Source organism: Mycobacterium hackensackense, assembly GCF_025822555.1.
Taxonomy (GTDB): Bacteria; Actinomycetota; Actinomycetes; order Mycobacteriales; family Mycobacteriaceae; genus Mycobacterium; species Mycobacterium fluoranthenivorans.
Window position 1 is genome coordinate 77,007 of the sequence record NZ_JACKUC010000032.1, and the last position, 25,505, is coordinate 102,511.

A 25,505-nucleotide genomic window follows, 5' to 3' on the forward strand; every position below is an offset into this window, starting at 1 on the left:
CGACTGATGCCCATCGTTGCGAAAGAAGACGGCTGGGAACTGCCGACTGCACTGTGGGAGCGCACCCGCGCAAGTCAGCGCTTCGACCCGGTGCGCGGAGTCATCCCGTCGGGTGTGGTGACTGTCGGCGCATTCTCATCCACCTCGCAGACCTACACCAACCTGGCCACGATCCTCTGGAACTCAGGGCAATTCAACACCCAGGGCCAGCGCTGGCAGGGCGTGGACAGCACACCGAGCAACGGCTGCCGTAACGTCGCCACACCCCGAACATCCGGTGGAACACCGATCAACCACGTCACCGCGTTCGAGTTCCTGCACACCGGCGGGAACCTCGACATCATGATGGTCGGCGGCGCCTACTACGACTGCCAGGTCTACGTCGAGTACTTCGGCAAGATGCACAAGGCCACCGCGGCGCCCGTGACAGGATCGACGACCGGCGTCGTCTACCTACCACTGACGTTCGCGGCCGCCTTCCACGGCAGAGTCCGCGTGCACCTGGGAGGCGCCACGCTGATCGGTATCAGGACCGAGCAGAGCTCAATCGTCAAGAAGTCACCCGACCGGCCGTTCGCCATTCTCGACGGCCCGAAATGGGCCGACGCCGCCGGGCTGAAGCAGTCGTCGGGAACGTCGTATCTGACCGCGGGAGTCGCCGACCTGTACTTCGAGCGGACCGGCATCGTCACCGCGCCTCGAGGGATGCCCTCGGGATTCTTCTACAACGGCAGCGCCACGGTCACCGACGACACGGCCGCTGCCGACGGCAGCACCAGATTTTTCTCAGCAAGCCGAAAGGCCATCCTGGAGCAGGACTTCCAGGAGAAACCACTGTTCTACATCCTGTTGGGCACGCTCGACGACGGAGGACGGTCCGGCGCGAACGGCGCCAGCAACGGCCCCATGGCCACCCGCGCAGATGACTGCTACGCGTGGATCCGCAGCAAAGACACGCGCGTGTTCATCTTCCACGTGTCGCCCCCACCCTTCAACGGCGGCGGCGCTGCAGGTACGGTCACCGGCCCGCCCACGGCCGACAGCTCGAACGACTTCAACCGCCGCGAGCAGGCATCCGCGATCGCAGACGTCGAGAACGCGGCGTACCTCAATCTGTTCGGCCCTACCGCCCCAGCTTTCACTGGCGCCGGCAGCCTCGGCAGCCCAACCACCTCACAGCAGGCGATGCTCATCGGTGCGGACGGGCAGAACCCCGACATCAACGGAAACCGTTGGCTTGCCGGATACCTGGCAGTTGAGTCCGGTAAGCAGATCGTCGACACACTGCGGGCGAGGCGCATCCGGTGAGCAAATTCTCCGACTACGTCCTGCTCGGCGACCAATACAAGCCGGTGCGCGGCTTGATCCCATCCGGGATACTCGCCACCAACGAGATCAGCTCGACCGCACTCAACTTCACCTCAGGCGGGCGCACCGCCAAGGAGTACCGCTGGGGTGACTGGGCCACCAACACGACCGGCGCCCAGACCGAACTGAGACGCCTCGACGGATCGGTCTCGGGCGGGGGTGGTGGCAGCTACGACGCCAGCAATCCGTATCCGTTCAATATTCTTGGGCAGAAATGGATCAGGCATATCCGGCCAACGCTGACCGGGCCACAGACCTACGGCGGTGTGTGCAACTGCGCGACCCCGCGGAGATTCAGCGCGCCGGGCGCCGGGTTGAGCGACGAGATATTCCCGCACATCACCGAGTTCGAGTTCCTGTTCACCGGTATCGCGTTCTCGAACGTGCACATGAATCTCGGTGGCAACAACACGTCACCCAACTTCGCCGGCAACATCGAAATGTTCATCGAGGTCGACGGCGAGTACTACGCGGCCCAAACGACGCCGATGCTCGTGACGAGCACGAGCGGGTACCACACATTCCACAACGTGGTCTTCAACAACTGGCAGTCAGAGACCAAGATCAAGCTCCGGTTTGGAACTTGCGGGTTCACCGGGATCCGCACGGACACAACATCAATCATCCGGCCATCTCCGTACCAGGCTCCGATCGGCATGGAGACCGACTCATACGGCGAGTCCTCACAGGCGCTGTGCACCGACAACGTGAACCAGTTCTACCTCGGGACCATCTACCGCCAGATGTGGATGCTATCGACGATTCCGATCATCCCGTTTGGTCAGGGCTCAACCGGCTGGCATACCAACGGCGCCGGTTACGTCACTGACGACACTGTCGCTTCCAACACGACGTCCGTTTTCCCTGTCGGAAACGTGACGGTGACAGGACTCTCCCGATATCTCTCGGGGTCCGAGGCCGGGTTCTCGTCGCGCCGGGGATGGATGACCGACGCCAACACTGCCATCCAAGGCATCGGCAAGCCGGCGTTTCAGAACTACGTCGGCGAGTTCTTCGGCGGCCCGCTCGGCACCCGCCCGCTCGCCCTCGGTGTACTGGGAACCTGGAACGACGATTCACTGCTCGTCAACATCACCGACGCCCAGATGTACGCGCGCGTGGCTGATTGCTGGGACTGGGTGCACAGCGTCGATCCCTACTGCCAGGTCGTCCACTTCGGCGTCGAACCGTTCGATGACGGCCTGTTCAACAACAACACCGGTGTGGGTAGCGTCGGTGCGCCGCGTGACGGTGCCAGCGGCGACGTCTACACCAAGGCGCAGCGCCGGGCCGCGCGAGAGCGCGAGTGGGTCAAGTTCGTCAACATGTACGGACCTGACGCCGAAAGCCGTTGGTGGACAGGTATGGGACCGGCCTTGGCCTCTGCCGGCGGAACCCGCGGAGTCCCGACGAACTCGCAGCAAGCCAGGCTGCTGTCCACCGTTGACAGCATCCACCCTGATCTACCCGGAACGATCTATCTCGGATCGAAGATCATGGACGAATTCGCCGATCGACCGGTGCATATCAGCCGCGTCAACGGCCTGGTCTGAATCCCCGCAAGCCCTCAACCTGGAGGCCTGTTCATGGTGCGTGCAATCGCGCTCGTCGTCTGTGCTGCTGCCCTCGGAGAGCTACTCGCCGTGGCCACGTTCCTGATCGCCGCCGAAATCCTCGACGGCCGACACGAAGTCAGCTTCTAACCCAGCTCCACCGAACACCCGTGTGCGCCAGGCATGCGGGCTATCGGTCGTCTCTGAAAGCAGGTCCAATGGGCTACGGACTCCCCACCGGGGCGCGCATCAACTACGGCGCCAAAGGCTTTCCCGCCTGGGTGTATCAACTCGCCGCGGCGTTCGGTCTTCAGGCGTCCACCTACCCGGGCCACCAGGAAACCGACCGCATCGAGGCTGGTTACGCCCGGAACCCGGATCATCAGAACCGCGGAATCGACTGGACGGGCCCCGTCGACAACATGCAGCGGTTCGCTGACTACCTGCTGACCGTCAAATCGGCACTCGAGCAGGTCATCTGGCAGAACCCGACCACCGGCCGCCGAACAGGCGTCGCCGGCGGCCGCGACGTCACCACGACCGCCTACTTCGGCTCTGACTACGCCAACCACACCGACCACGTCCACACACGGCAATCCGCGCCGATCCCCATGCCCGGAGGTACTTCTGTGACGCTCACTGACCCGTTCACCGGCGCTGTCTGGTCGCCGAGCTTCTACCACCCCCGTGGCGCCGGGACGCCGCGGTGGATCGCTGTGCACACCCAGGAAGGTGGCCGCACCGCGCGGGATCTCGCCGCGTACCTGGCGGTCAAGGCCAACGAGGTCAGCTACCACGTCGTCAACGACGAGCGCGAAACCCTCAAGGTCGTGGCCGAAGTCGACGCTCCGTGGTCGGCGGCCGGCGCCAACAAGTACGCGTTCCACATCTGCCTGGCCGGCAGCTACTCGGCGTGGTCGCGCGGCAAGTGGCTCGAAACCGACGCCTCCGACGGCAAGAACGAAGACGCTGAGCTCACCGCGGCCGCGAAGGTCATCGCCTGGTGGTGCCAGAAGTACAACATCCCCGCTGAGTACATCGGCGGCAACGGAATCCCTTGGGGCCGAGACGGTATCTGCGGGCACATGGACTTCGGCGCCTGGGGTGGTGGCCACCACGACCCGGGCCCCAACTTCCCATGGGACGAGCTCATCCGCCGCGTGAAGGCCTTCCTGGCCGGCGCCACGCCCACCCCAGTCGACCCCACCCCGGTCGGCCCAGGCGGGGGCACCCCCGTGAACCCGGGCACCAGCCAGTACTTCGCCGGCCTGCTGTACATCGGCAGCACCGGACCGCAGGTATCCGAGCTGCAACGCCGCCTCAAGAACGCGTTCGCCTCGTACGCCGGGCACCTGCCGATCGACGGCGACTTCGGCCCGCTCACCGACGCCGCCGTCCGCGAGTTCCAGCGCCGTTCCGGGCTGGTCGTCGACGGCATCGTCGGCCCCCAGACCGCCGCCGCGCTCAAGCTCAAGAAGGTCGCGTGATGTCGGCGCTCAACTCGCAGCCGGCACCCGCCGGCGGGCATGCGTGCAACTGCGCGTTCGGGCCCGCTGACCCGCGCTGCTGCATCGTCCAAGCCCGGCGCCGCGAGCTGGAAGAGGCGCACCGGCTCGGCCGCGAAGGCAAACCACTGCCACCCGAAACCGCAACGGCCTCACCGAACTGGGGCTCGTCGACGGCCGACCAGCCCCCACGGATGGAAGAACGCTGATGCCCACATTCCCGCTCAAGCTCGGATCCACCGGCCAGCTCGTCACCGACCTCTCCCGGGCCGCGGCGCGCCGGTACGCCAGCTACGCCTTCGAGATCGACGGCCAGACACCGCTCAAGGCCGACGGCTACTTCGGCCGCGGCGAGCAGGCCTTCGCCACGGCCTGGCAAACCCGCACCAACCGTCCCGTCACCGGACAGATCAGCGAAGACGAGTTCAACTACATCGTCAAGGGAATAGCGTTCCCCGCCACCTCTCAGTGGCGGCCCGGGCACTGGATCTACACCTGCCCCGGCTCCGGCGCGGACGCCAACGTCGGACCCAGCTTTGAGGTCGGTGTCTGGGCGGAGAAGGTCTACCGCATCCGCCACCAGCCGGTGAAGTTCATCAAGGGCGGATACCTCGGGCTGCTCGGCGGCGACGCCAAGGCCAGCTACGTCGAGGTGACCTATGACCAGTACAAGTCACTGGAATGGCTTCTCGACAACAACCCCGACGTACAACGGGCAATGCAGCTCATCGCCGCGGGAAGCGCACCGGCGCAAGCTATTGCGGCGACTGACCTGCACCTGATCTTCTCCGCCTATTCGCAGAGCGCGGACGGCCTCGAGGACGCTCTGGAGATCCTGTTCGGCGACGGCGGGTTCGTCATCCCGAAGACGGGCGAGACCACCACTCGCGGCAAGTACGCCGACATCCGAGACGCGATCCGGCGCGTGATTCAGTTCGGCAACCCGTCGCGTCAGCCGGGCCAGATGTCGGGCCAGCCGGGTTGGAACCCGAAGGGCTGGGGCATCTCTCGCAAGCGCCGGCCGCTGTGGCTGCTCAAGGTCACGGTGTCGATCACCAACCCGGGCGACTTCTACGCCTGTGTACCCGATTCCGATGGGATCCGGCCGCCGTTCTACGGCGAGATCATCCACGCCGAGACCGAGCTGCCGTACTTTGTGCACGTCCTCAACCTCGCGGTGCCGATCATCGCCAAGTACTTCGGCATCGTCGGACAACTGTTCACCCCGCTGGCCCCGGTGCTGGTCGCCGGCATCGCCGGGCTGAACTTGATTCCGGCGTTCACCAGGCTGTTCGGTCAGGCCCAGGAGACGTCGTTCCACACCGCTGTCGACGCCGAGCTCACCGCACTGCTGGAGCCGATGGGCGTGCTCACTCACCTGGACGACCTCGTCGCCCTGGTCGCCGCGTTGCCCGGCCTGCAAGCCCACGGCGAGTACTGGGTGCCCAAACCGGAGATGGGCAACCGCAGCGGTATCCAGGTCGGCTGCGACGAGATCCGACTGCTCTACCCGTAGTTCTGAACTGTCAACTCTGAGTGGAAGGTTCGATCATGAACACACTGATCCTTCGGGACTGGCCGGCAGCACGGCAGTGGATCCAGGTAGTCGCCACCGCTGTACTGGCTGCCCTTGTCTCCTATGACTGGCTGGGCAACAGCGAGGCTGAACAGATCGCCACGTTCATCACCGCTGTCCTGCCGCCCGCACTGTCGATCTTCAACTCGGCCAGCGGCATCCGCACCTGGTTGTACAGCTTGATCACCGCCGGTCAGACCCTGATTGTCGGATTGAACATCTTCACCACCCTGCAGGTCAGTCCGATCGCGAACATCCTGCTGGCGGCGATCGGGACCGGTGTCGCGGTGACCCACACGCCCACGCCCGGAGGTGCGCAAGGACCGTCCTTCGACGCGTCCCCGACACGGTGACAGGGATCTGGAATCCTCAGACCTGGAACGGAATTGGTGTCGTCGGCCTCGTCATCCTGATGGCTCTCTTGCTGCTGTGGTCACTGCAACGCGGTTGGATCGTGCTTGGCATCCACCACCGCGAGGTCGTAGGCGGCCGAGATCGGGAGATCGCCGCCCGCGACAAGACGATCGATGCACTGACGTCGCGTGGCGAGAAGCTCGACGAGACCATTGCCATCCAGGCCAGGACGATCTCCGATAAGAACGCCGTTGAGGACGTCGCCACCCGGCTGCTGACGGTGTTGCACGAACGGCAGACGACATGATGTGGCCGTGGAACCGGGCCCGTCGCGACATCGCCGATGCCCGTCTCCGAGCGTCTTCGGCCGAGCGGCGTGCGGTGGAGGCCGAGCTGGAGAACGCCGCGGCCGGCGCGAAGCTGGAGGCGGTGCAGAAGCAGGCCGAAAAGTCGACTGCCTCAACGAAATCGCTTCGTCACCAACTCGATCTGAATGGGTTTACCGAGATGCTCGCGGAGACCTGGGGAAGAGGACATGCGCGTGAATAACTGGCGCCTATTGCGCATTGCGTTCGTCATCCTGGCTCTGCTGATCCCTGGCACGATCATGTCCGACATCTGGCTCGACATCAATTACGAGCTGGCAGCGAACGTATGCCTGGGCATCGCGGCGCTGTTGGTCAGCATCTTCACTCTGCTGTACGGATTCCGATCCAAGTGGCGAACCAACCGCATTGGCCCGATCTACCTGATCAAATGCGTCGCGATGTCGGCGTTCCTGAATCAGGCCGCGGTGGCGGTGTGGATCGACGAGGACTATCCGTTTCGGCAGATGATCCGGTTCGTGATCTACGCGGCCACCGCGCTGGTGTACGTCCCGATGCTGGTGGCGTTGTGGCTTGCGCAGCAGAACGATCGCCGCAGAGCTGCGGAGATGGACGACGAGATCGACGGTCCGACGGTGAGGTTCGGCGACATCGTTTGATGCGGGCCGGCGCGTAACCCCGCGCGCTATCGCTCAAGAAATTGCCCCCGGCTTCGGCCGGGGGCAATTTGTCGTTGGTCACCGCTATGGTGTCGGGGTGTCTGAGCCTGATCACGTCGTCCGTCAGCGGCCTCGCGGCCAATCACCCGCGCTCGACGAGATCACCCTGCTGGTGCGCACCCCAGGCAATTGGAACGGGTATCGGGCGTTCACCGATGATGAGCGCGAAGACGCCGGGAAGTACGCCGCTCAGATGGGCGTTGCGGTCGAGGCACTGTCGTCCTGATGGCTGTCGGCGACCTGGTCCCGGGCCGCCGCGGCGGCTGGGTCATCGAAGCGCCGACGCACTGCCGCAACGGTCACCTACTGGGCCCGAATCGGGTGCTGGTCGGCTCCACCGCCTGCCAGTGCGGCACCCGGCACATGACCTGGTGGTGCCGCATCGAAGGTTGTGAGGCTACGACCTACGGGCCCCCGCTGGCCGAGGGGTGCACGCCACGGGCCGGGATCGACAGCCGCTAGCATCTAGGCGTCCGTAGGGGAGAAGCGGTAGCCGCAGTGTTTGCACACCCTCGCGGCGGCCTGGACGATTTCAGCGCAGTCTGGGCATGCGCGCACAGACGGCACCGCTCCCTTCTGCGTCACTACCTTGTTGTAGATCCCGATGGCGAACAGCGCCAATATCACTGTGGGGATCAGAGCGACCTTCCACCAGCCAACGCTGTACATGATGAACAGGACAATTCCCCAGAACGCGTAGAACGACCCAATAGCGATGATTGATAGGGCGGACACGATCCCGCGATTAACAGGCTCCGGCATGGTCGGGATTTTAGAGGGCCGCCGCCGAGGGTTTGTGCGGTTACAGCGGAACGTGGGGCTGGGTGAGTCCTTCCTTTGGATTGACAGCGTCAAAGTTTCGGGCTGTTTTTCCGTGTGACTCGGGTTCAGTCAAAGTGCTTCAATGAGTGTTTATGCAGGTCATTTGCGGTCATAAACAGGTTCGATTCCCCTTAGCTCCACTCGTGTGATGAGTCGAGACATGGGTTACACCTGAGTCTCGTCATCGGTTACGGAAAACCCCGGCCATCGGCCGGGGTTTTTCTGTTGGTTGCGCCAGCAGTTGCGGTTGGGGTCGACGGTGTGGCTGGCGATGAGTTGGTGAGTGGTTTTGCTCAGGACGGTCACGGTGGTGTTGGTGACGACGATGAGCACGGGGGTGCTGGCGTGGTTCTTGCCGATGCCGAGGTGGTGGATGCGGCGGCCGTAGCGCAGGGTGAGTTTGCCGAATTGGTCGACGGTGTCGTGGCGGATGCGGAAGTGTTGGCTGGGGTTGTTGGTGGGTGTGGCTTTGGGGCGGGCGTGGTAGGCCTGCGCGGGTGTGGTGGCCGGTGGCAGGGCGCGGTGGGTGCGTTCGGTGTTGTAGATGACGGTGAATTCGTCGAGGAGTCGCTGCATGTCGGCGATGGTGGTGGGCCGTGGGCGTGCTTTGAGCCAGCGTTTGAGGGTTTGGTGGAATCGTTCGATCTTTCCTTGGGTTTGAGGGTGGCCGGGATGCCCGTTTTTCTGGGTGATGCCGAAGGTGGCGAGTGGGCGTTCGAAGTCGTTGTGGCCGTTGGTGAATCGGTTGGCGTAGACGGTTCCGTTGTCGGTGAGGGTAGATGCCGGGAGGCCGTGGCGTTGTGCGGTGTCGGTGAAGGTGGCCACGACGTCGGGTCCGGTGACGCGCCGGTAGGCGGTGCAGTACAGCAGGTATCGGGAGTGGTCGTCGAGCCAGTTGAGGACTTCGACGTCGGAGCTGTCGGCGAGTGACCAGTGGGTGAAGTCTGATTGCCAGCACTCGTTGGGTTGTTCAGCGGCGAAGCGGATGTAGGAGCTTTTTGGTCGTTTGCGTGGTTGAGGGGTGATCAGGCCGTGGTGGTGCAGGATGCGGCGGATGGTGGAGGTGGAGGGGACCGTCAGGCCTTGCTGAGCGAGGTGAGCTTGTAGTGTCACTGGGCCGGCGTCAAGGCCCGCGTCGGTGAGTTTTTCCCGGAGCAGCACGATTGCGGTGATGACCTCGTCGGTGATGGTGTGAGGGTTGCTGTCGGGACAGTCCGTAGGCGTGCGCTGCGGCGGTGACGGTGAGGTTTCCGCTGACGACTTCCAACACGACCACTCGGGCTTTCGACATGAACCACGACTGTCGCCCATGACGCGACTCATCGACGGTGATTCCAGGTGTCACCCATGACGGGACTCACCTGTCACCTATGTCGTGAACTCACACACCCTTAGCTCCACTCGTCTAAAACTGGCTGCGCAGGTAGTCGAGGGCGGCGCTGAAGTGCTCGACGTAGATATCGGGGGCACCGCGCGGCGTGGCCGGCTTTTCGCTCTCATACAGAGCGACGGGACAGCCGGCCGGTTGTGACCGACAGCGGTGAAGTGCACGTATGACGAGCGAATTCATACCGACACCGGCCCATCTGTGCGCGCCGGCAAGCTTGGTCTGATCAGACACGGGTGATCTTCTGAGGATGGATTTGGCGACGCCGGCGACGGCGGTGCTACGCATCTACCCACGCAACCGGGCGACCAGATTCTCCGGGGGCACTGTTGAGACGTGTACCGATAGGGCATCCCACACCGGCGCCTACGGTCGTACCGTCGTATGGGTGGACAATCGAGCTGAGGTCCGCGAGTTTCTGACTTCGCGACGAGCCAAGGTCACGCCGCAGCAGGCGGGTGTGCCCATGACCGGTAACCGCAGGGTGCCCGGACTGCGTCGCGGCGAGGTGGCCGCACTCGCGGGTGTCAGCGTTGAGTATTACGCCAAACTCGAACGCGGCTCGCTCGGCGGGGTGTCGGCCTCGGTGCTGGATGCGCTGGCCCGCGCCTTGCATCTCGATGACGCCGAACGCACCCACCTGTTCCATCTCGCCCAAGCTGCCGACGGGACCAGCGCAGGGATGCGCCCGCGCCGGCGCTCCGGTTCCCGATGGACGCCGCGACCCGCGCTCCAATGGGTGTTGGACGGGATCAACCCGCCGGCTCTCATCCGCAACTCGCGGATGGACCTGCTGGCGACGAACCATCTGGGCCGGGCCATGCACTCGTCGCTGTACGACAGCGAGTCGGGCGACGTACCGAATTTCGCCAGATATACCTTTCTCAACAACGATTCTCACCGGTTTTACCCGGACTGGGATACCGCCGCGGACACCTGCGTGGCCATCCTGCGCACCGAGGCTGGGCGCGACCCGTATGACAAATCCCTGCACGACCTTGTCGGCGAGTTATCGACCCGTAGTGCGGCGTTTCGCCGACGCTGGAGCGCGCACGACGTGCGCCTGCACGGGGCGGGAGTCAAGTACTTCCACCACACGGTTGTGGGCGATCTCGAGCTGGCCTACGAGAGCGTGGACATGATCTCCGATCGGGGCCTGACCATGACCATCTACGTCGCCGAGCCCGCGTCCCCTACAGCGCACGCCCTCGATCTGCTGGCCTCCTGGGCCGGTGCTATCGCACTGCGCGATGACATCACCGTCACCCCGCTGGATTCCTGATGCGGCTTCACCGTTGGGCTTGTGTACTCGCGCCGCTGGTCATCGCCACCGCTTGTGCCGCTGCGGAAGACCCGAGCCCGGCGTCGGCGGAAACAACCACGCGTATCGAGATCGTCGTTGCGGGACAGCGGGTATCCGCACACCTGGCCGACAACCCGACCGCGCGCGATCTGGCCGCACAACTGCCACTGGAGCTGACATTCCGTGACCTCAACAACGTCGAGAAGATCGCCCCGCTACCCCGCGCCCTGACCACCGACGGGGTGCCACCCGGTGCCGATCCCGAGATTGCCGACATCGGCTATTACGCCCCAACCCAGGAACTGGTCCTGTACTACGGTGACGTCGGCTACTGGGCGGGCATCGTGCGTATCGGCGGTTTCGACCCAAATCAGTTGGCGCTCATCGCAGGCCAACGAGACGGCGTCGCTGTAACGGTCGGCTATTCCAACCCCGCCAATAGCTAGGAGCTTGTCATGCTCGGTGCAGTTTTGCACGGCCCCCGCGACATTCAGGTCGAGAACCGGCCGGACCCCCAGATCCAAGAATCGACCGACGCGATTATCAGGGTGTCCGCCGCCTGTATTTGTGGCAGTGACCTGTGGCCATATCGCGGAATCGAAGACGTCAACGGGGCGACGCCGATGGGACACGAGTACGTCGGCGTGGTCGAAGCGGTCGGTAGTGCGGTCACCACCATAAAGCCGGGGCAATTCGTGGTCGGCTCGTTTTTCGCCTCCGACAACACCTGCGAGATCTGCCGAGCCGGATACCAGAGCCGTTGTGAGCATGCGGTGCTGATGGGCAGGATCGGGACCCAGGCGCAATACGCACGCATACCGTTGGCCGACGGCACGCTCGTCGCGACGCCGGAACTGCCGTCGGCCGATCTCGTACCGAGCCTACTGGCGGCCTCCGACGTGCTGGGGACCGGCTGGTTCGCCGCGGTCGCCGCTGAGGCAGGCCCGGGCAAGACGGTCGCGGTTGTCGGCGACGGCGCTGTCGGTCTGCTCGGAATCCTGGCGGCCAAACAGCTTGGAGCCGAACGGATCATCGCGATGAGCAGGCATGCCGACCGGCAACGATTGGCCACCGAGTTCGGTGCTACCGACATCGTGACGGAACGTGGCGATGCCGGGGTGACGGCCATCAAAGAACTCACCCGTGGTCTGGGTGCGCACAGTGTCATCGAGGCGGTGGGGACCCAGGAGTCGATGATGCAGGCCATCCGCGCCACTCGGCCGGGCGGTCATATGGGCTACGTCGGTGTCTCGCACGGTGTCGAACTGCGAGGAGAGGAACTCTTCTTCTCCGCGGTGCACCTGCACGGCGGGCCAGCACCGGTGCGGCGCTTCCTGCCGGAGCTGATCGACCTGATCCTGACCCGCACCATCGATCCCGGCAAGGTGTTCGACCTGACGCTGCCCCTTCAGGACGCGGCTGAAGGCTACCGCGCGATGGACGAACGCCGTGCCGTCAAGGTGCTGTTGTCGACATAGGTCGCCAGCAGCGCGGGTTCAGTTGCCCACGAATTCGGTCAAGTTGGGAACAGCAGCCCGAGGTTGTCTCTGGGCGGGCGCCGTACGAGAGCAGTCCTTTGCTGTCCCTTCGGCTCGTTCTAAGAGCGCTACGCGTGTCAGCTTCTCGGTGGGCTGCGCCAGCGCCACCCTTGGGTGCTCGACGGCCGACCGCACCAGCAGATGGCTACGCCGCGAACGTCTTCTGCTGCTTCTCCAGATTCCGTTGAGAAGTGACATTGTCGGCACGTGGGGAGGCCACAGTAGCCCATCCGTGCCCCGGGGCGCGGATGGACATTCATGCGAACGCGGCCAAACTCGCGCATAGTCGGGCCGTCCTGCGCGCGCTCGCGTACTGCCTTGGGATGTCGCAGTACGACCGGGTGTTAACGCATCTGACGCGGTGCCAGATGCTCTGGCGGCCTGGCTGGAACTCTCGTGGCTTCGTGCCGCGCGACGTCGAGATCTTCTTTACAGCGTCGTCTGCGACTTCTTTGGAAGAAACCCAACATGGTGGCCTTCACGACGAGGATTCGCGGGCGTCGAGTGTTTCTGACATCGTCAGTCATTTTCACCCCGCTGGCGCTCGGCGTGTGAGACCAAGATTTGATCCACGGGACGTTTGTGTTGGTGCGGAAGCCTGATCCAGGTTCATGCCACCAGGATGGAATGAACAGGTTCCCGATGGCGTGAGTGCACTTTCCCGAGTTGATCGGGAATCTGCGCCCAGATGATTCGCGAATGACTGCCTAAAGAGTCGGGTGCTAGTACCCGTGACAGCCGGACAGCCTGCGCGCCATGCTTTTTCATGTCAAATCGATGCAGTTCAACTAGTAGGAGCGGAAACGACATGAGCAATGTACTCACCACCACGATCGTCGCAAGCGCCTTCGCAATGGGTGCGTGGGGATCGACCGGCCCAGCGGTAGCAGCCGTGCCGACCGGGCCCTCGAACGTCACCACGACGATCAACGGGCTCAAAGCCAACGGCTTTGACGTAATCGTCAATCGTGTAGGTACCGCGCCGCTGCCGGAGTGCACGGTCGGCGCGATTCGACCTGGACATTACGTCACTCGCACTGACAGCGGGTTCCCCGGTGACAGCCTCACCACGGCTGTTATCTCCAAGACTGTGTATGTCGACCTCGCGTGCTGATTCGGTCAGGTCTTCCAGGATTAACACGTCGGTGAGGGGCGTCCTGCGAAGTAAGCCCCTCACCGGCGAATGCCCAAGTTGGCGCTGCGGTGGTTCCATCAGTTGATGTGGTCCGGCCGAGGTAGGGGATCAACCATTGAGCCCAAAGGGCACCGCTGCACTGCTCCCGAATGCGCCAGACGTCTGGCGCATTCGGCGACGGACCTTCGCGGTCGCGGGTGGCGATGTGGCGGCGCTCGGTCTTCTAAATGGACGTTCGAACGATGATCCAGTGGTCGAAACGCTTTCGACAGCGATGCGCTAGCCAAAGGGGTGATCTACATCGCCTTCTCTCGCCTCGGCCAGGTACCTCCGAAGCAGTATTCGCTGCCATGGCTGGCGTCAATCCGAACCTGCGTTGGCGGGTACGACCAATCCGCCACCGCCGCGATCGATGTGACGGGAGTTGGCGGTAGCCCGTATGCGGAGCCACATACAACGGCCACATTTCTGTTCATGACGCGCTAGCGTGCGTTTGGGTTTAGCCATGAACGAGCTGAGGTGGCTAGTTGATCTTGGTGAAGGCATTGCGGCCGAACATCCCTGCACGTACTTCTGTCGTGCGCTCCGCCGCCTCAACGTGCCGGGAGCTATAGGGTCGGGTTCCCCATTTGCTTCGTGATCAAGTCGCTTTGGAGGTGATCTGGCCCAGTGTACGGCGGGACGGAAAGGCCGAACGGCGAGCAGCGAACGCGACGCTGAAGGCGACGAGGGCGAGGGCGATCATCACGGACGGCAATCCGAGACCACGGTCGAAATTGATCAGGAATGCGCCGGCAACACCCCCGCCAAAGATGGCAACGTTGAATGCCACTCCAAGAAGGGAGTTTGCGACGTCGGCGTTCTCGCCACTCGAGTGTGCCATTGCTGTCTGAAGCTGCGTGGCCGCGCCGCCGAAGGCCACACCCCAGAGCACGATGCCAGCCACGACGGCGACCAACGATTGGTGTGCCAACACGAAGATGACCCCAGCTGCGACGAATGATGCGATGCTGGTCAGGATCAGAATCCTCAGAGCTCGGTCGATCAGCAAACCGGTTGCCCAAACCCCGACAATCGCGGCAAGTCCGAAGATTACTAGGGCCACCTGGGTCGACAGTCCGACGTCGGCGAATCTCAGATACGTAGCGATGTAGGTGTAAAAGATGTTGTGCGCCAACATCCACGCGAAGATCACCACAAGGATGAGCGCTACACCAGGCAGGGCAAACACCTTGATCACGGGCATGCGTGACAAGGCCCGTTGACCAGGCGCGTCTGGTACGAAGGCCACAGTCAGGAGCAGCGTGACCAGCGCGACGACCGATAGCGCCACGAAGGAGTACCGCCAACCCAACATCGACCCGATCCACGATCCCAGGGGCGTACCGAAGGCCAAGCCTGCCGGCACGCCGATCGAGGCGATGGCCAGCGCGCGCCCAGCGTGCTCTGGCGGGCTGATGCGGCGGGCGTAGCCAGCGAGGATGCCCCACAAAAGGCCCGAGCACGCGCCGGCGAACAGTCGCACTCCGAGGGACAGCAGCATCTCCGGAGACACCGCAGTGATCACATTGGCGACCAGAATGCCAAGCACGCCGAACACGGCAAGGGGTTTGCGTTTGGACTCGCGCGTGGCGGCGGTGGCCGGAATGGCAGCGATCACCGTGCCTAACGCGTACGCGCTGACGAGTTGCCCTGCGGTGCCTTCCGATGTGTTCAAGCCTGTGGCGATCTGCGGAAGCAACCCGGCCGGCATGGTTTCGGAAGCAATGAGAACGAATCCCATCAGCGCCATGACCAGGAGTGCGGCGGTCGGCAGGCTGTCGGTATCGACTCGACCGGGTGTAGTCGTCGTCGGCGCGCTGGAGTTACTCATGGGACCTCGGGTAGTGGTAGAGCGGCGGGCGTGTGGCGGACCGTGTTGGAGCCGTCACGGTGGATTCGCCGCACCGCGGTGGCTGTCGAAACCATTCGACCCCCTGCGAACGACAGGTGGGAGTGCCTCTTGATACATGTACTGGCGGAACACCCCTGCTGTCTGCGCCTACCCACGGTGGGTCCGGTGACTCGATCACTGAGCCAGGGGAATCGGCGAGCATGGCCGGCGCTCTTGGGTTGGTGGATCGCCGGGTGTGAGCTTCAGGCTGCGATTGCGACTGGTGTGTAGAGCAGTTCGAACTCCTGTCGGAGTGAGCCTGCCGACGGCGCGTTGACGACAACGGCGACAGTCTGATCGCCACAGCGGGGCGCCTACCCGAATCGTTGCGAGAAACTCTGACCTGGTACCAAGGCGCAAAGATGGCCGAACACAGCGCGTTCAGTGTGGCCACCGACATGGCGGTCTACTTCGCAGACCCGGAGCGCCCTGGCAGCGCGGCAGCCGCGAAGACGCTAATGGCCCACTGCGCCAGTGCTTCCCGTGCGGGTCCGACCTAACACGGCGCTCATGAACTAGCAGCCGTCGTCGACGAGCTCAATAGCAGACCCCGCAAGACACTCAATTGGGACACATCAGCCGAACGCCTATCTGCTTCACTAGACGCCCCTTGATCCCAACCGTTGCGACGACTGCTGGCATCCAAGCGGTGCGGTGCTCGGTGATCTCGGCCAGCCAGAGCTGGTTGGCCGCCTGGGCGCTGAACTGACTGCACGAGGTCGTCATGGACCGGCGGCCCGGAGGGTCGGTTCAGTCCCCGTTTCTTGGCGAAGATCGACCAGATGCGCTCCTGGGAGCACTACCGTTCGACGTGGTTCTCGCCGTCGGTGATTTCGCGCCCGGGCGTTCTTCGGCGATGAATCGGTAGCCGAAGGTGGGGTCATCGACATGGATGTAGCGGGCGGCATTGATCAGGTACATCGCCCTAATCACGCTGAGACAGGATTGCTTTGCGTCATTTGCAGAACGCCTGGGTGGAGAATCTCAGAACCCGACAGGTCATCGTGCCGGGCATCTCGTCGGGGCAAGGTCAAGGACCAGCGGGTGCATCATTTTGGGTTGGCGTCCCGAGGCAGGTAGCCCACCGCCCGTCGCATCACCTCAGCTTCCCGCTCGAGTAGTTGATCCGCTTGTGCGCTTCTCGCAGCTCCGCCGCTACATCGTCAGCGGCTGCCGAAGACGCGGGCCGCCCGGCGCCGTCCTCACGGTCGGCGATCTTGAGCCGGCGATGCAGGCACGCCTCCGAGATGCCGAAGTCCTTCGCGATCTGGCGCAACCGCGCTTCACCCTTGCGGGCCACAGCGAGGACATCGGCTCGGAACTCGGCGGGAAACGGTTTCGGCACCAGACTGATCCCTCCAGCAAGGACAGTCCTCACCGATCAAGGAGCCAACCAAACTGGGGTCCCCGCCGATGTGTCGGTGGCGCGTTCCGCTGTGCCCGCGTCGGACGTCGGACACTGCCGGTATATCGGCTGCTTAGTCTAGCGTGAAGCGCCCTCGTATCTCGATGTCGCTGGACTGCGTCTCTGCCACGTCAGCGTCCGCGGTCACACAGACGCGGACTGGTAGACCGCTGCATGCTTCCACGAACATCAATGGGGCAGAGCCATTTTGAAGATGAGCGTCACCCCATTGTGCGATTGCGAGCACGACGGGCAGAAGGTCTTCACCTGTGGAGGTGAGCCGGTACTCATCGCGAGGCCGAGCGCCAGGCTCTCGATAGGGGGCCCTGGTCAGGCAGTGCGCAGACTCCAACTGTTTGAGGGCGCGAGAGATAGCCGGTGCTGACGTGCCAATTCGCTCGACGAAGTCCTCGAAGCGGCTGGTGCCGTAGAAGCACTCCCGCAGCACGAGGAAGGTGGTCTTGGTGCTGAGCAACGCGAGCACCATAGCCACCGAACAATGCTCAGCACGCCACCGATCGCGATCGGCGAGCTGGTCCTCAAACGTCATCACCATCCGCCCAGTGTAACTAACGTTTGCGTTATTCAGAAAGGTGTGATTGAGTCTGCCTAATGTTGTAGTTACTCAGGGGGGTGTCAGGCAATCGATCAGCCTTGTCCGGTGAGTGCTGGACGGGATCCACGACAAGCTCGCCGCCTCCCTCGACCCGCATGAAGGACTGCAGTGGAAGTTCGACATGGATGAAAGCGGATGAGGCGCCGACAGCGGTGAGCGACTTCACGCCGGCCCCGGATGACTCTGATGCCGAAAAGAACTGGGAAAAGCCAATGTTGCGACCGCATGCTGAAGCCGCACTGCGCCGCCGAGGTCCTTCACCCCGGCGGTGCGCTGCGTACGAATCGGAGGTGAGCGTTCCGTGGTAACACCAAAGGAAGTAAATGATCCTCGTGGTGTTGGGCGGGCGAACCTGCATGGACCGCTTCTGTGCGGCAATCCACCGCCGGATCACCAAAACGGTCCGGCTGGTTACGCGGTCATTGATTCCATCGCTCGGTGCCGACGCCAGGCTTTCGAGGCGCTACGGTGACGACGGCTTTAATGCGTTTGGCGGCAGCAACATTCGTTATGGCCACTACGTGGCTGGGTTTCGCAGCGCCTGGTTACGCGGACCCGGCGTATGACCGCGATCCCGACACCAACTTCGCCCACGAGTTGCACACCTACGGCATCTACGGGCAGAAGGACTACAACGCCTGGATCGGCAAACTGGTCTGCAAACGCCTCTACAACAACGTCGACCACAACGCCTTCGACTCAGCCAAGTTCATCGGCGCCAACCTCGACCGCCACAACACCACCGAGCAGAACTGGCAGTTCCTGGGCTCGGCACTGAACTNCTACTGCCCCGACCAACGCGTCATCCTCGACCAGGTCGCGGCCGCCCAGCACTAGGAAGGAACACCACCATGCACACCACACTTCGCCTGGCCGCCGCCACCGCAGCCCTCGTCGGCGCCCTCGCCACAGGCATCGCCACCTCCGGCATCGCATCAGCAGATGCCACCGACGACTACCCCATCCCCAACCGCATCCTGCGCACCCCCTGCACCGCCGAACAGATCATGGCCGCCGCCCGCGACGTCGAACCCGTCTACTACGAGCGCTACATGATCGACTAATGTCCTGGCGCTGGCCCAACTGGGCCAAACTGTTCTTCAACAACAAAGGCGTCGCCGCCCACACCACCGACATCTGCCAGAACTACCCGCCCAACGACATGTCCGTCTGGGACTGGCACTAGTGGGGCACTGAAAGCCGCTGCGCAGCAGTAGCAGTCACTTATCCGCCGAGACTGGCGGGACCAAGAATGAAAGGTGGGCAACGGCTTTGCCGAAACCAATGCAGCTGGGCGCGAAAGCGGTGGCGAAGGCCTGGATCCCGATGGTCATTATCATCGTGATCCTGGTGGGAGGATCGATGATCTGGCAGTTCCACGGTGTCTTCGGATCCGACCGACAGTCCGGCTCAGCGAACAAGACCGACAACATCGTCGCGACCCTCCCCAAGACCTTGTCCTACCAAGTTTTCGGTCCGGCCAGTGCGACCGGCAGGGTCAGCTATATCGACGAGTACAACGTGTCCCAAGAGGCGCAGTTTGATGAACTTCCCTGGTCACATACCTTCACCACCACCGCCCCGAGTGCCTACGCCACTCTCGTCGTTCAAGGCGACAGCGATTCACTGGGCTGCCGGATCACGGTCAACGGCGCGGTTCGCGACGAAGTTACTGCGCACGGCACTGACGTCATGGCCTACTGCCTGGTGAAGGCCGCATGAGCCGCGAGCACGACGCCGCCCGGAACCCTCGGCCGCTGATACCGCGACTTATCAAGGCCCTCTCGGTCCCGATCATCGTGCTATGGCTGGGCGCGGCAGCAGCAGTCAGTCTGCTCGTACCCCAGCTTGAGGAAGTGGGTAAACAGAACGCGGTATCGCTGTCGCCGCAGGACGCGCCGTCAGTCATCGCCATGAAGCGCATCGGTGAACGTTTCGGTGAGTACAGCTCTGACAGCGTCCTTATGGTCGTCCTCGAGAGCGACAACCCGCTCGGCGACGACGCACGCCGCTTCTACGACGGACTGGTCAAGATCCTCGACGACGACCACGCCCACGTCGAACACGTCCTGAACTTCTGGGGAGAGCGGGTCAGCGCAGCCGGCTCTCAGAGTGAGGACGGCAAAGCCGCCTACGTGCAGCTCAATCTGGTAGGAGATCAAGGCTCTACCCAGGGGGAACGATCAGTCCAGGCGGTCCGAGACATCGTTGCCAAGTCCAGTCCACCGCCCGGAGTGCGGGTTCACGTCACGGGGCAGGCAGCGCTCGTGACCGACGCGGACGAAGCCGCGGACCGATCGATGAAGCAGATCACCGTTGTCACCGTCGTGGTCATCGCCGTGATGTTGCTTATCGTGTACCGATCGATCGCCGCCACCGTCATCGGCCTGCTGGTGGTGCTCGTGGAGATGAGCACCGGGCGAGGTTTGGTCGCTGTCTTAGGTCACTTTCACGTGTACGGGCTCTCGGTGTTCGCGGTCAGCGTCTTGACCTCACTGGCCATCGCAGCAGGGACCGACTACTTCATCTTCCTGCTCGGGCGCTACCACGAGGCACGCAACGGTGGCGAGGATCGCGACGCTGCGTACTACACGGCCTTCGAGGGTGTGTGGCACGTGATTCTGGGCTCAGGGCTGACCATCGTCGGCGCATTGCTGTGCCTGCACTTCACCCGACTCAACTATTTCAACAGCTTGGCCATCCCGAGTGCGCTGGGACTGCTGGTCGTGCTTGTCATGGCATTGACGTTCGCGCCCGCGGTATTGGCGCTCAGCATCAGATTTCGCTTACTCGATCCCAAACGACGCCTCCAAACACGCAGATGGCGGCGCATGGGGACCATCATTGTTCGGTGGCCCGGACCAGTCTTCGTCGTGGCCACGGCGATCTCTCTGGTCGGCATCGTCGCGTTGATCGGATACCGCACCAGCTACAACGACCGTGATTACCTGCCTTCCGACATCAGTTCGGTGGCAGCCCAAACCGCGGCCGAGCAGCACTTCACCTCTGCCCGGATGAAGCCGGACATTCTGATGCTCGATGCCGATCACGACTTGCGCAACCCGCGCGACATGCTCGTGCTAGAAAAAGTCGCCAAGAGCATCTTTCGAGTACCAGGTATCGCCCGCGTGCAAAGCATCACCCGCCCGCTGGGATCGCCGATTGAACACGGATCCGTCCCTTTTCAAATGAGCACGCAAGGCGTCGCGAGCCGAGAGATGTTGCAGTTCATCGGCTCGCGCCTCGATGATGTGCTCACGATGAGCGATCGTCTCACCGAGATGATTGCGATCCTGCAGCGCATGCACGGTCTGACCGTCCAACTCTCGGACGCCACCCATGCGTCGCTCGGCTCGACGCAAGATATGCAAGAAACGACGGCAAATCTGCGGGATCACATCGCCGACTTCGACGATTTCTTCCGGCCACTTCGCAACTACTTCTACTGGGAGCCCCACTGCGCCGACATACCCGTGTGCTGGGCGATGCGGTCGGTATTCGACGGGCTGGACCAAATGGATCACCTGGCCGACAACACGAAGAGTCTCGCTGAAAACTTCGGCAGGATCGACGCCGTGGCACCGCAGATCGCCGCCCAGATCCCGCCGCTGATCGCCATCACGACCAATATCCGAGACCTCATCCTCACTTTGCACAGCACCTTTGCGGGGCTGCTCACCCAACTGGAACGCTCGACCGACACCGCTTCGGTGATGGGCCAAGCATTCGACGACTCGAAGAACGACGATATGTTCTACCTGCCCCCGGAGGTGTTCACCAGCCCTGACTTCAAGCGGGGACTGGCATTGATGGTCTCACCGGACGGCCATGCCGCACGCTTCGTCATCACCCATGACGTGGACCCCGCCACCACCGAAGGCATTTCCCACGTCGATCCGGAACTGCAAGCGGCCAAAGAAGCGGTGAAGGGAACACCGCTAGCTGGGGCAACGTTCTCGCTGGGCGGCACCGCCGCCACCTACCGCGACATCCAGCAGGGAGCGCACTACGATCTACTTATAGCTGCCAGCGCCGCCATCATTCTCGTTTTCATCGTGATGCTGATCATCACACGCGTACTTGTCGCATCGATCGTGATCGTCGGCACCGTCGTTCTATCCCTCGCTGCATCCTTCGGTATGTCAGTACTGGTGTGGCAGTACATATTTGGGATCGAGCTGCAATGGCTCGTCATAGCCGTGGCCGTCATCGTCCTGCTTGCCGTGGGATCGGACTACAACCTACTCGTCGTGTCGCGATTCAAAGAAGAAATCAGCGCCGGACTCAACACCGGCTTGATCCGCGCCATGGGTGCCACTGGCGGCGTAGTCACCTCAGCAGGGCTGGTGTTCGCCTTCACCATGATGGCGATGGTCACTAGCGACCTTACGTCGATTGGCCAGATCGGCACTACTATCGGCCTGGGGCTGCTCTTCGACACATTCATCGTCCGCTCACTCCTGACACCCTCAATCGCCGCATTGCTCGGCAGATGGTTCTGGTGGCCGATGAAGGTGTTGCCTGTGCGTACGCGGGTGGTCACCGTACCTGAAACAGCTGGTGCGTAAGTGAGATACGGGTTCTCGCGTCTCGCTGCCACCAAGCAAAGCTGTCTAGTACTTTCGTCCCTACGGCCGGATTGCCGCGCAAGTAGCCCTCACGATCTTGAGGACCGTCGAGCGCTCCGACTCCAGCGCCTCGCCTACTGTCGGCTGGTCGGCCTTCATCTCAGCGTCGCGCAACTGACCGGGGCGTGGATTGACAGTGAGCCTTCGTACAGGTCGTCACCCGGTCACCGAATCTGGACCCAACCGGCAGGTCAAGGTGTCACCTACTTGCGTAGCAGACCCGTATGACACTGCTGCGATCTAGCTCAGCTCTGGAGAAGGCCACACAGGATCCAATGCCTCCAAGAAGCCTGGACGCAAAGAGGCGTACTACCAGTACTCAAACACTCTCACACACTGGCGCGGAGGCAGCGCCGTGAGTCAGGCTCGACGCCTACACCGCGAATAGGAGTCTTTTGGACATGAAGCAAGTGATGTCGCTGGCAGCAGTAGCCGCAGCTCTGATGAGGACGGGCCTATACAAGACCGGCCCTGCGGCCGCCGACCCTGGCGTCGTGATTTCCCCCGATGATTCGCGTCCTGCCGTAGCGGGCTCTGTCGAAACATTTACCGGTCACGTCAACATCAAGGCGATGTTTAACCCCGATGGTGTTCGCACCTTCGGTGCGGCCGAGGTGACGTTCGCTCCCTGCGCCCGCACTGCGTGGCACACACACCCGGCCGGGCAGACTCTGGTGGTGACCTCAGGTACCGGCTGGGTGCAGGAGTGGGGTGGTCCCAAGCAGCAGATCAACCCTGGAGACGTGATCTGGACGAGGCCCGGCGTGAAACACTGGCACGGTGCTGCGGAGGATATCACGATGAGTCACATCGCCATTCAGGCTTACGTCGCCGGAAGCCCCGTCGACTGGATGGAACACGTCACGGATGATCAGTACTTCGGCTGAACGCATGTGAATAGCGTCCGGTTTCGCTTCCGGCAACACCTTCACCCTCTGCCAGTAGCTGTGGGCACCGTCAACGTGCTGGAGGGCGGCAAAACCGGCCTTGCCCGGCCGTTCGTTCATCCTCGCCGGGGTGTGCGGCCCATTCAGATCCGTCACGTCGACATCGCGTCGACGCCTAAGGGGCGACCCGCAAGTCGTGCTGGGCGGATTGCTGCCCATTCGCCCGCGAGTACTGCAGATGTCTTGGGGCCCTTGATATCACGTGAATCGTCTTGGCCCCGGATCGGCCCGTGTGTCGACAAGTCCGCCGGAAGCTGTGATGATTGCGGTTCGCTCGTCGGCTCCGGATGTTCGCTAGCCCCAAGGCAAACGGGTCGGTGTGGACGACGTTCGGGGGTGTACCGGCAGTGCCTGGCCTAACGGTGTGAAAGGCTGTTGGGTGATGAGGACATAACGCACCGGGTTCATTGGGCATAGGCAGGCCGGCGCTCTGTGTCCTACCGATTCCGGGCGATGCAAGTATGTGTGGGTCGACGGACACCAGGTACGCGCGGCATGTGCCGGCATGATCGCTTAACACTCGACGAAAGGCCGGGTTCGACATGGCATCCACAACGCGTCCCGGAAGCATGTTCGGCTTTTTTCCGACGGCCCTTTTCGCACTACATCTTGCCGCGGCTGGATGTGCGAGTACGTCTCTAGCAGTCGAATCCTCCTCGGTTACGGCGCACTCGTCGCCTGTTGCCCCGCAATCCGTCGAGGCCAATCACCCAGTTACCCAGGAGAACACCATGCCGAGCATCCGAATCGTCATCAATGGACAACCGGTTTCCGCACGGCTTTTCGACAACGCCACTGCTCGAGAGTTGGCCGGGCAGCTGCCACTGACGCTGTCGTTTCGGGATTTGAATCAGGTGGAGAAGATCGCGAAGCTACCGCTACCGTTGACCATGGACGGCGTCCCCGAAGGTGACGACCCCTCGCCCACAGACATCGGCTACTACGCGCCGTCTGGGGACCTGGTCTTGTACTACGGTGACGTGGGCTATTGGAACGGCATCGTCCGGATAGGCCAATTCTCAAGCGAAGGTGCCGATCTCATTCGGCAGCAACCTGACGGCTTCGAAGTGACGCTGGAGCGCGCCTGACCACCCATGGTTGGGCGGCACTTGGAGCGCGGAGTCCTGGATGTCGGCACGCTGCGGTCTACGTCGTCAGGCCAAGGTCGGCCGGCCCTCAGTCGCGCGAGGCGACTGAGGGCCGCCTCCCGTCAGGTCAGGCTGCGGCACAGTCGAGACGTCTAGCCGGACTCATTGGTGGGCGCCAAGATTGTCCTGGAAGAACGTGGTGAGTGTGTCGAAGGGGATGAGATCAACCCGGTCGTAGAGATCGACGTGGCCGGCTCCAGGGATGATGACCAGTCGCTTAGGTTCGGCGGCGAGTTGGTAGGCGGCTTCGCTGAATTCACGGGAGTGCGCCTGGTCACCGGTGATGAACAGCATCGGTCGCGGAGAGATTGTCTCGATGTCGGCGAAGGGATAGAAGTTCATGAACTTGCCCACGCTGCTCAACAGGGGCTGGGTGCTTGTGGCGGGGCTGTTGCCGCGGGCGGTGCGGTAGAAGTCGTAGAACTCGCGGTCGATCGTGGTCGATTGGTCGGTGAGCTCGAAAGGAGTGCCGCCGATGTATTCCGGTTCTCCGCCCGCGAACTCGACGTCACGCTGCTGGGCGGCTTGGGCGATCAACTGTTGCCGTTGTTCGGGGGTGACCGAGTGGCGCAGGCCGTTGCGGAACGCAGCACCCATGTCGTACATGCTCACCGTGGCTACGGCTTTGATTCGGGGGTCGATCTTGGCAGCGCTGATGACGAAGCTCCCGCTGCCGCAGATGCCGAGTGCACCAATGCGTTCAGTATCGACGAATTTCTGGGTCCTCAGGTAATCGACCGCAGCGCTGAAGTCTTCGGCATAGACCTCGGGCGCCACCATGTTACGCGGCTGTCCTTCGCTCTCACCCCAGAACGACAGATCCAACGACATTGTGACGAAACCCCGTTCGGCTAGCTTGGAGGCGTAGAGGTTTGCGCTCTGCTCCTTGACTGCGCCCATGGGGTGGCCGACGACCATTGCCGCGCTCTTCATATTGCGGTCCAGATTATTGGGAACGAACAAGTTTCCGGTCACGTTCATCTGGTACTGGTTCTTGAACGTCACCTTCTGCACGGTTACCTGGTCGCTGGTGAAGAAGTTGTCCGCGCCCCGGGACGTGTCCCCGGGCGCCAGACTGGTCGTCGGTTGAGTCGATGAGGGAGAAGGAGTCGCGTTGCTTCGTTCCGCGGGAGCACAGCCTGCAGTGGCCAGTATGCCGAGAACGGCGGCGCCGCCAGCCATCTTCTTCAGGCGGCTGCGTCTCTGTCCGGGCGTCGTGGTGGTCATGGTCATGGTGTTGAT

Annotated in this window: 26 protein-coding genes and 2 pseudogenes; 21 read left to right on the top strand and 7 right to left on the bottom strand. The window is 62.9% G+C overall.

Annotated elements, in window-relative coordinates; translation table 11 throughout:
- Positions 1-6: 6 nt before the first annotated feature.
- The 11 genes from H7J86_RS24705 (at position 7) to H7J86_RS24760 (ending at position 7,863) form a co-directional block, all read left to right on the top strand.
- Entirely contained in the window at positions 7-1,308 is a 1,302-nt protein-coding gene (locus H7J86_RS24705) for a hypothetical protein (RefSeq protein WP_267294154.1), read from the top strand.
- Positions 1,305-2,921 carry a hypothetical protein gene (locus H7J86_RS24710; protein WP_267294155.1) on the top strand — a complete coding sequence of 539 codons (1,617 nt, stop codon included), beginning with the start codon at positions 1,305-1,307 and terminating at the stop codon, positions 2,919-2,921. Before H7J86_RS24705 ends, H7J86_RS24710 begins: the two co-directional genes overlap by 4 nt.
- Positions 2,922-3,139: 218 nt before the next feature.
- Complete coding sequence (locus H7J86_RS33640; protein ID WP_372517328.1) at positions 3,140-4,408, top strand: peptidoglycan recognition protein family protein; 1,269 nt, start codon at positions 3,140-3,142, stop codon at positions 4,406-4,408.
- Positions 4,408-4,635 carry a hypothetical protein gene (locus H7J86_RS24725; RefSeq protein WP_267294157.1) on the top strand — a complete coding sequence of 76 codons (228 nt, stop codon included), beginning with the start codon at positions 4,408-4,410 and terminating at the stop codon, positions 4,633-4,635. Before H7J86_RS33640 ends, H7J86_RS24725 begins: the two co-directional genes overlap by 1 nt.
- Positions 4,635-5,942 (top strand): peptidoglycan-binding protein, encoded by a 1,308-nt coding sequence (locus tag H7J86_RS24730; RefSeq protein ID WP_267294159.1) that lies wholly within the window; start codon positions 4,635-4,637, stop codon positions 5,940-5,942. The genes H7J86_RS24725 and H7J86_RS24730 overlap by 1 nt, the downstream gene beginning before the upstream one ends.
- A 35-nt stretch (positions 5,943-5,977) precedes the next feature.
- Complete coding sequence (locus H7J86_RS24735; RefSeq protein ID WP_267294161.1) at positions 5,978-6,355, top strand: phage holin; 378 nt, start codon at positions 5,978-5,980, stop codon at positions 6,353-6,355.
- Between the two features lie 59 nt (positions 6,356-6,414).
- Positions 6,415-6,663, top strand: coding sequence for a hypothetical protein (locus tag H7J86_RS24740; RefSeq protein WP_267294163.1), 249 nt, complete (start codon positions 6,415-6,417; stop codon positions 6,661-6,663).
- Positions 6,660-6,905, top strand: coding sequence for a DUF7620 family protein (locus H7J86_RS24745; RefSeq protein ID WP_267294165.1), 246 nt, complete (start codon positions 6,660-6,662; stop codon positions 6,903-6,905). Before H7J86_RS24740 ends, H7J86_RS24745 begins: the two co-directional genes overlap by 4 nt.
- Positions 6,898-7,341, top strand: a complete 444-nt coding sequence (locus H7J86_RS24750; protein WP_267294167.1) for a putative phage holin — start codon at positions 6,898-6,900, stop codon at positions 7,339-7,341. The genes H7J86_RS24745 and H7J86_RS24750 overlap by 8 nt, the downstream gene beginning before the upstream one ends.
- A 97-nt stretch (positions 7,342-7,438) precedes the next feature.
- Positions 7,439-7,627 carry a hypothetical protein gene (locus tag H7J86_RS24755; protein WP_267294168.1) on the top strand — a complete coding sequence of 63 codons (189 nt, stop codon included), beginning with the start codon at positions 7,439-7,441 and terminating at the stop codon, positions 7,625-7,627.
- Positions 7,627-7,863 (top strand): hypothetical protein, encoded by a 237-nt coding sequence (locus tag H7J86_RS24760; protein ID WP_267294169.1) that lies wholly within the window; start codon positions 7,627-7,629, stop codon positions 7,861-7,863. The genes H7J86_RS24755 and H7J86_RS24760 overlap by 1 nt, the downstream gene beginning before the upstream one ends.
- Before the next feature lie 3 nt (positions 7,864-7,866).
- Here H7J86_RS24760 and H7J86_RS24765 read toward each other — a convergent pair whose 3' ends face one another.
- The 3 genes from H7J86_RS24765 to H7J86_RS24775 all read right to left on the bottom strand — a co-directional run bounded on the left by H7J86_RS24765 (position 7,867) and on the right by H7J86_RS24775 (position 9,898).
- The gene (locus H7J86_RS24765) at positions 7,867-8,163 is read right to left on the bottom strand and encodes a zinc ribbon domain-containing protein (protein ID WP_267294171.1); all 297 of its coding nucleotides are present in this window, start codon (positions 8,161-8,163) and stop codon (positions 7,867-7,869) included.
- Positions 8,164-8,388: 225 nt separating this feature from the next.
- Entirely contained in the window at positions 8,389-9,384 is a 996-nt protein-coding gene (locus tag H7J86_RS24770; RefSeq protein WP_267294173.1) for an integrase core domain-containing protein, read from the bottom strand.
- A 244-nt stretch (positions 9,385-9,628) separates the two neighbouring features.
- Positions 9,629-9,898 (bottom strand): hypothetical protein, encoded by a 270-nt coding sequence (locus H7J86_RS24775; RefSeq protein WP_267294175.1) that lies wholly within the window; start codon positions 9,896-9,898, stop codon positions 9,629-9,631.
- Positions 9,899-9,998: 100 nt separating this feature from the next.
- Between H7J86_RS24775 and H7J86_RS24780 the strand changes: the two genes are divergently transcribed.
- The 4 genes from H7J86_RS24780 (at position 9,999) to H7J86_RS24795 (ending at position 13,565) form a co-directional block, all read left to right on the top strand.
- On the top strand, positions 9,999-10,892 hold the full coding sequence (locus H7J86_RS24780) for a helix-turn-helix transcriptional regulator (protein ID WP_267294177.1): 894 nt from the start codon (positions 9,999-10,001) through the stop codon (positions 10,890-10,892).
- Complete coding sequence (locus H7J86_RS24785) at positions 10,892-11,359, top strand: cyclophilin-like fold protein (RefSeq protein WP_267294179.1); 468 nt, start codon at positions 10,892-10,894, stop codon at positions 11,357-11,359. The genes H7J86_RS24780 and H7J86_RS24785 overlap by 1 nt, the downstream gene beginning before the upstream one ends.
- Before the next feature lie 9 nt (positions 11,360-11,368).
- Positions 11,369-12,391 carry a zinc-dependent alcohol dehydrogenase family protein gene (locus H7J86_RS24790; protein ID WP_267294181.1) on the top strand — a complete coding sequence of 341 codons (1,023 nt, stop codon included), beginning with the start codon at positions 11,369-11,371 and terminating at the stop codon, positions 12,389-12,391.
- Positions 12,392-13,259: 868 nt separating this feature from the next.
- Entirely contained in the window at positions 13,260-13,565 is a 306-nt protein-coding gene (locus H7J86_RS24795; protein ID WP_267294183.1) for a hypothetical protein, read from the top strand.
- A gap of 661 nt (positions 13,566-14,226) precedes the next feature.
- Here H7J86_RS24795 and H7J86_RS24800 read toward each other — a convergent pair.
- From H7J86_RS24800 to H7J86_RS24815, 3 genes and pseudogenes are all read right to left on the bottom strand, one after another.
- Positions 14,227-15,459 (bottom strand): MFS transporter, encoded by a 1,233-nt coding sequence (locus H7J86_RS24800; protein WP_267294185.1) that lies wholly within the window; start codon positions 15,457-15,459, stop codon positions 14,227-14,229.
- Positions 15,460-16,167: 708 nt separating this feature from the next.
- Positions 16,168-16,864: pseudogene (locus tag H7J86_RS24810) on the bottom strand (transposase family protein); the annotation flags it as partial.
- Positions 16,865-16,997: 133 nt separating this feature from the next.
- On the bottom strand, positions 16,998-17,474 hold the full coding sequence (locus H7J86_RS24815; protein WP_267294450.1) for a winged helix-turn-helix transcriptional regulator: 477 nt from the start codon (positions 17,472-17,474) through the stop codon (positions 16,998-17,000).
- Positions 17,475-18,023: 549 nt separating this feature from the next.
- Between H7J86_RS24815 and H7J86_RS24820 the strand changes: the two genes are divergently transcribed.
- The 6 genes and pseudogenes from H7J86_RS24820 to H7J86_RS24845 all read left to right on the top strand — a co-directional run bounded on the left by H7J86_RS24820 (position 18,024) and on the right by H7J86_RS24845 (position 24,203).
- On the top strand, positions 18,024-18,377 hold the full coding sequence (locus H7J86_RS24820; RefSeq protein ID WP_443677662.1) for a DUF732 domain-containing protein: 354 nt from the start codon (positions 18,024-18,026) through the stop codon (positions 18,375-18,377).
- A 14-nt stretch (positions 18,378-18,391) separates the two neighbouring features.
- Positions 18,392-18,726, top strand: a pseudogene (locus H7J86_RS24825) (DUF5078 domain-containing protein).
- Between the two features lie 86 nt (positions 18,727-18,812).
- Positions 18,813-19,262 (top strand): MmpS family transport accessory protein, encoded by a 450-nt coding sequence (locus H7J86_RS24830; RefSeq protein WP_267294189.1) that lies wholly within the window; start codon positions 18,813-18,815, stop codon positions 19,260-19,262.
- Complete coding sequence (locus H7J86_RS24835; protein ID WP_267294191.1) at positions 19,259-22,108, top strand: MMPL/RND family transporter; 2,850 nt, start codon at positions 19,259-19,261, stop codon at positions 22,106-22,108. Before H7J86_RS24830 ends, H7J86_RS24835 begins: the two co-directional genes overlap by 4 nt.
- A gap of 461 nt (positions 22,109-22,569) precedes the next feature.
- On the top strand, positions 22,570-23,055 hold the full coding sequence (locus H7J86_RS24840; protein ID WP_267294193.1) for a (R)-mandelonitrile lyase: 486 nt from the start codon (positions 22,570-22,572) through the stop codon (positions 23,053-23,055).
- A 791-nt stretch (positions 23,056-23,846) separates the two neighbouring features.
- On the top strand, positions 23,847-24,203 hold the full coding sequence (locus H7J86_RS24845) for a cyclophilin-like fold protein (protein ID WP_267294195.1): 357 nt from the start codon (positions 23,847-23,849) through the stop codon (positions 24,201-24,203).
- 162 nt (positions 24,204-24,365) lie between these two features.
- Here the strand turns inward: H7J86_RS24845 and H7J86_RS24850 are convergent, their stop codons facing one another.
- Positions 24,366-25,496 (bottom strand): alpha/beta hydrolase, encoded by a 1,131-nt coding sequence (locus H7J86_RS24850; protein WP_267294197.1) that lies wholly within the window; start codon positions 25,494-25,496, stop codon positions 24,366-24,368.
- Positions 25,497-25,505: the final 9 nt, after the last annotated feature.

Bases quoted from the DNA above. Each gene is read 5' to 3' on its own strand.
- H7J86_RS24705 (WP_267294154.1), top strand. From the start codon at position 7: ATGCCCATCGTTGCGAAAGAAGACGGCTGGGAACTGCCGACTGCACTG.
- H7J86_RS33640 (WP_372517328.1), top strand. From the start codon at position 3,140: ATGGGCTACGGACTCCCCACCGGGGCGCGCATCAACTACGGCGCCAAA.
- H7J86_RS24725 (WP_267294157.1), top strand. From the start codon at position 4,408: ATGTCGGCGCTCAACTCGCAGCCGGCACCCGCCGGCGGGCATGCGTGC.
- H7J86_RS24730 (WP_267294159.1), top strand. From the start codon at position 4,635: ATGCCCACATTCCCGCTCAAGCTCGGATCCACCGGCCAGCTCGTCACC.
- H7J86_RS24735 (WP_267294161.1), top strand. From the start codon at position 5,978: ATGAACACACTGATCCTTCGGGACTGGCCGGCAGCACGGCAGTGGATC.
- H7J86_RS24740 (WP_267294163.1), top strand. From the start codon at position 6,415: ATGGCTCTCTTGCTGCTGTGGTCACTGCAACGCGGTTGGATCGTGCTT.
- H7J86_RS24745 (WP_267294165.1), top strand. From the start codon at position 6,660: ATGATGTGGCCGTGGAACCGGGCCCGTCGCGACATCGCCGATGCCCGT.
- H7J86_RS24760 (WP_267294169.1), top strand. From the start codon at position 7,627: ATGGCTGTCGGCGACCTGGTCCCGGGCCGCCGCGGCGGCTGGGTCATC.
- H7J86_RS24765 (WP_267294171.1), bottom strand. From the start codon at position 8,163: ATGCCGGAGCCTGTTAATCGCGGGATCGTGTCCGCCCTATCAATCATC.
- H7J86_RS24775 (WP_267294175.1), bottom strand. From the start codon at position 9,898: ATGCGTAGCACCGCCGTCGCCGGCGTCGCCAAATCCATCCTCAGAAGA.
- H7J86_RS24785 (WP_267294179.1), top strand. From the start codon at position 10,892: ATGCGGCTTCACCGTTGGGCTTGTGTACTCGCGCCGCTGGTCATCGCC.
- H7J86_RS24790 (WP_267294181.1), top strand. From the start codon at position 11,369: ATGCTCGGTGCAGTTTTGCACGGCCCCCGCGACATTCAGGTCGAGAAC.
- H7J86_RS24795 (WP_267294183.1), top strand. From the start codon at position 13,260: ATGAGCAATGTACTCACCACCACGATCGTCGCAAGCGCCTTCGCAATG.
- H7J86_RS24800 (WP_267294185.1), bottom strand. From the start codon at position 15,459: ATGAGTAACTCCAGCGCGCCGACGACGACTACACCCGGTCGAGTCGAT.
- H7J86_RS24815 (WP_267294450.1), bottom strand. From the start codon at position 17,474: ATGACGTTTGAGGACCAGCTCGCCGATCGCGATCGGTGGCGTGCTGAG.
- H7J86_RS24835 (WP_267294191.1), top strand. From the start codon at position 19,259: ATGAGCCGCGAGCACGACGCCGCCCGGAACCCTCGGCCGCTGATACCG.
- H7J86_RS24840 (WP_267294193.1), top strand. From the start codon at position 22,570: ATGAAGCAAGTGATGTCGCTGGCAGCAGTAGCCGCAGCTCTGATGAGG.
- H7J86_RS24845 (WP_267294195.1), top strand. From the start codon at position 23,847: ATGCCGAGCATCCGAATCGTCATCAATGGACAACCGGTTTCCGCACGG.
- H7J86_RS24850 (WP_267294197.1), bottom strand. From the start codon at position 25,496: ATGACCATGACCACCACGACGCCCGGACAGAGACGCAGCCGCCTGAAG.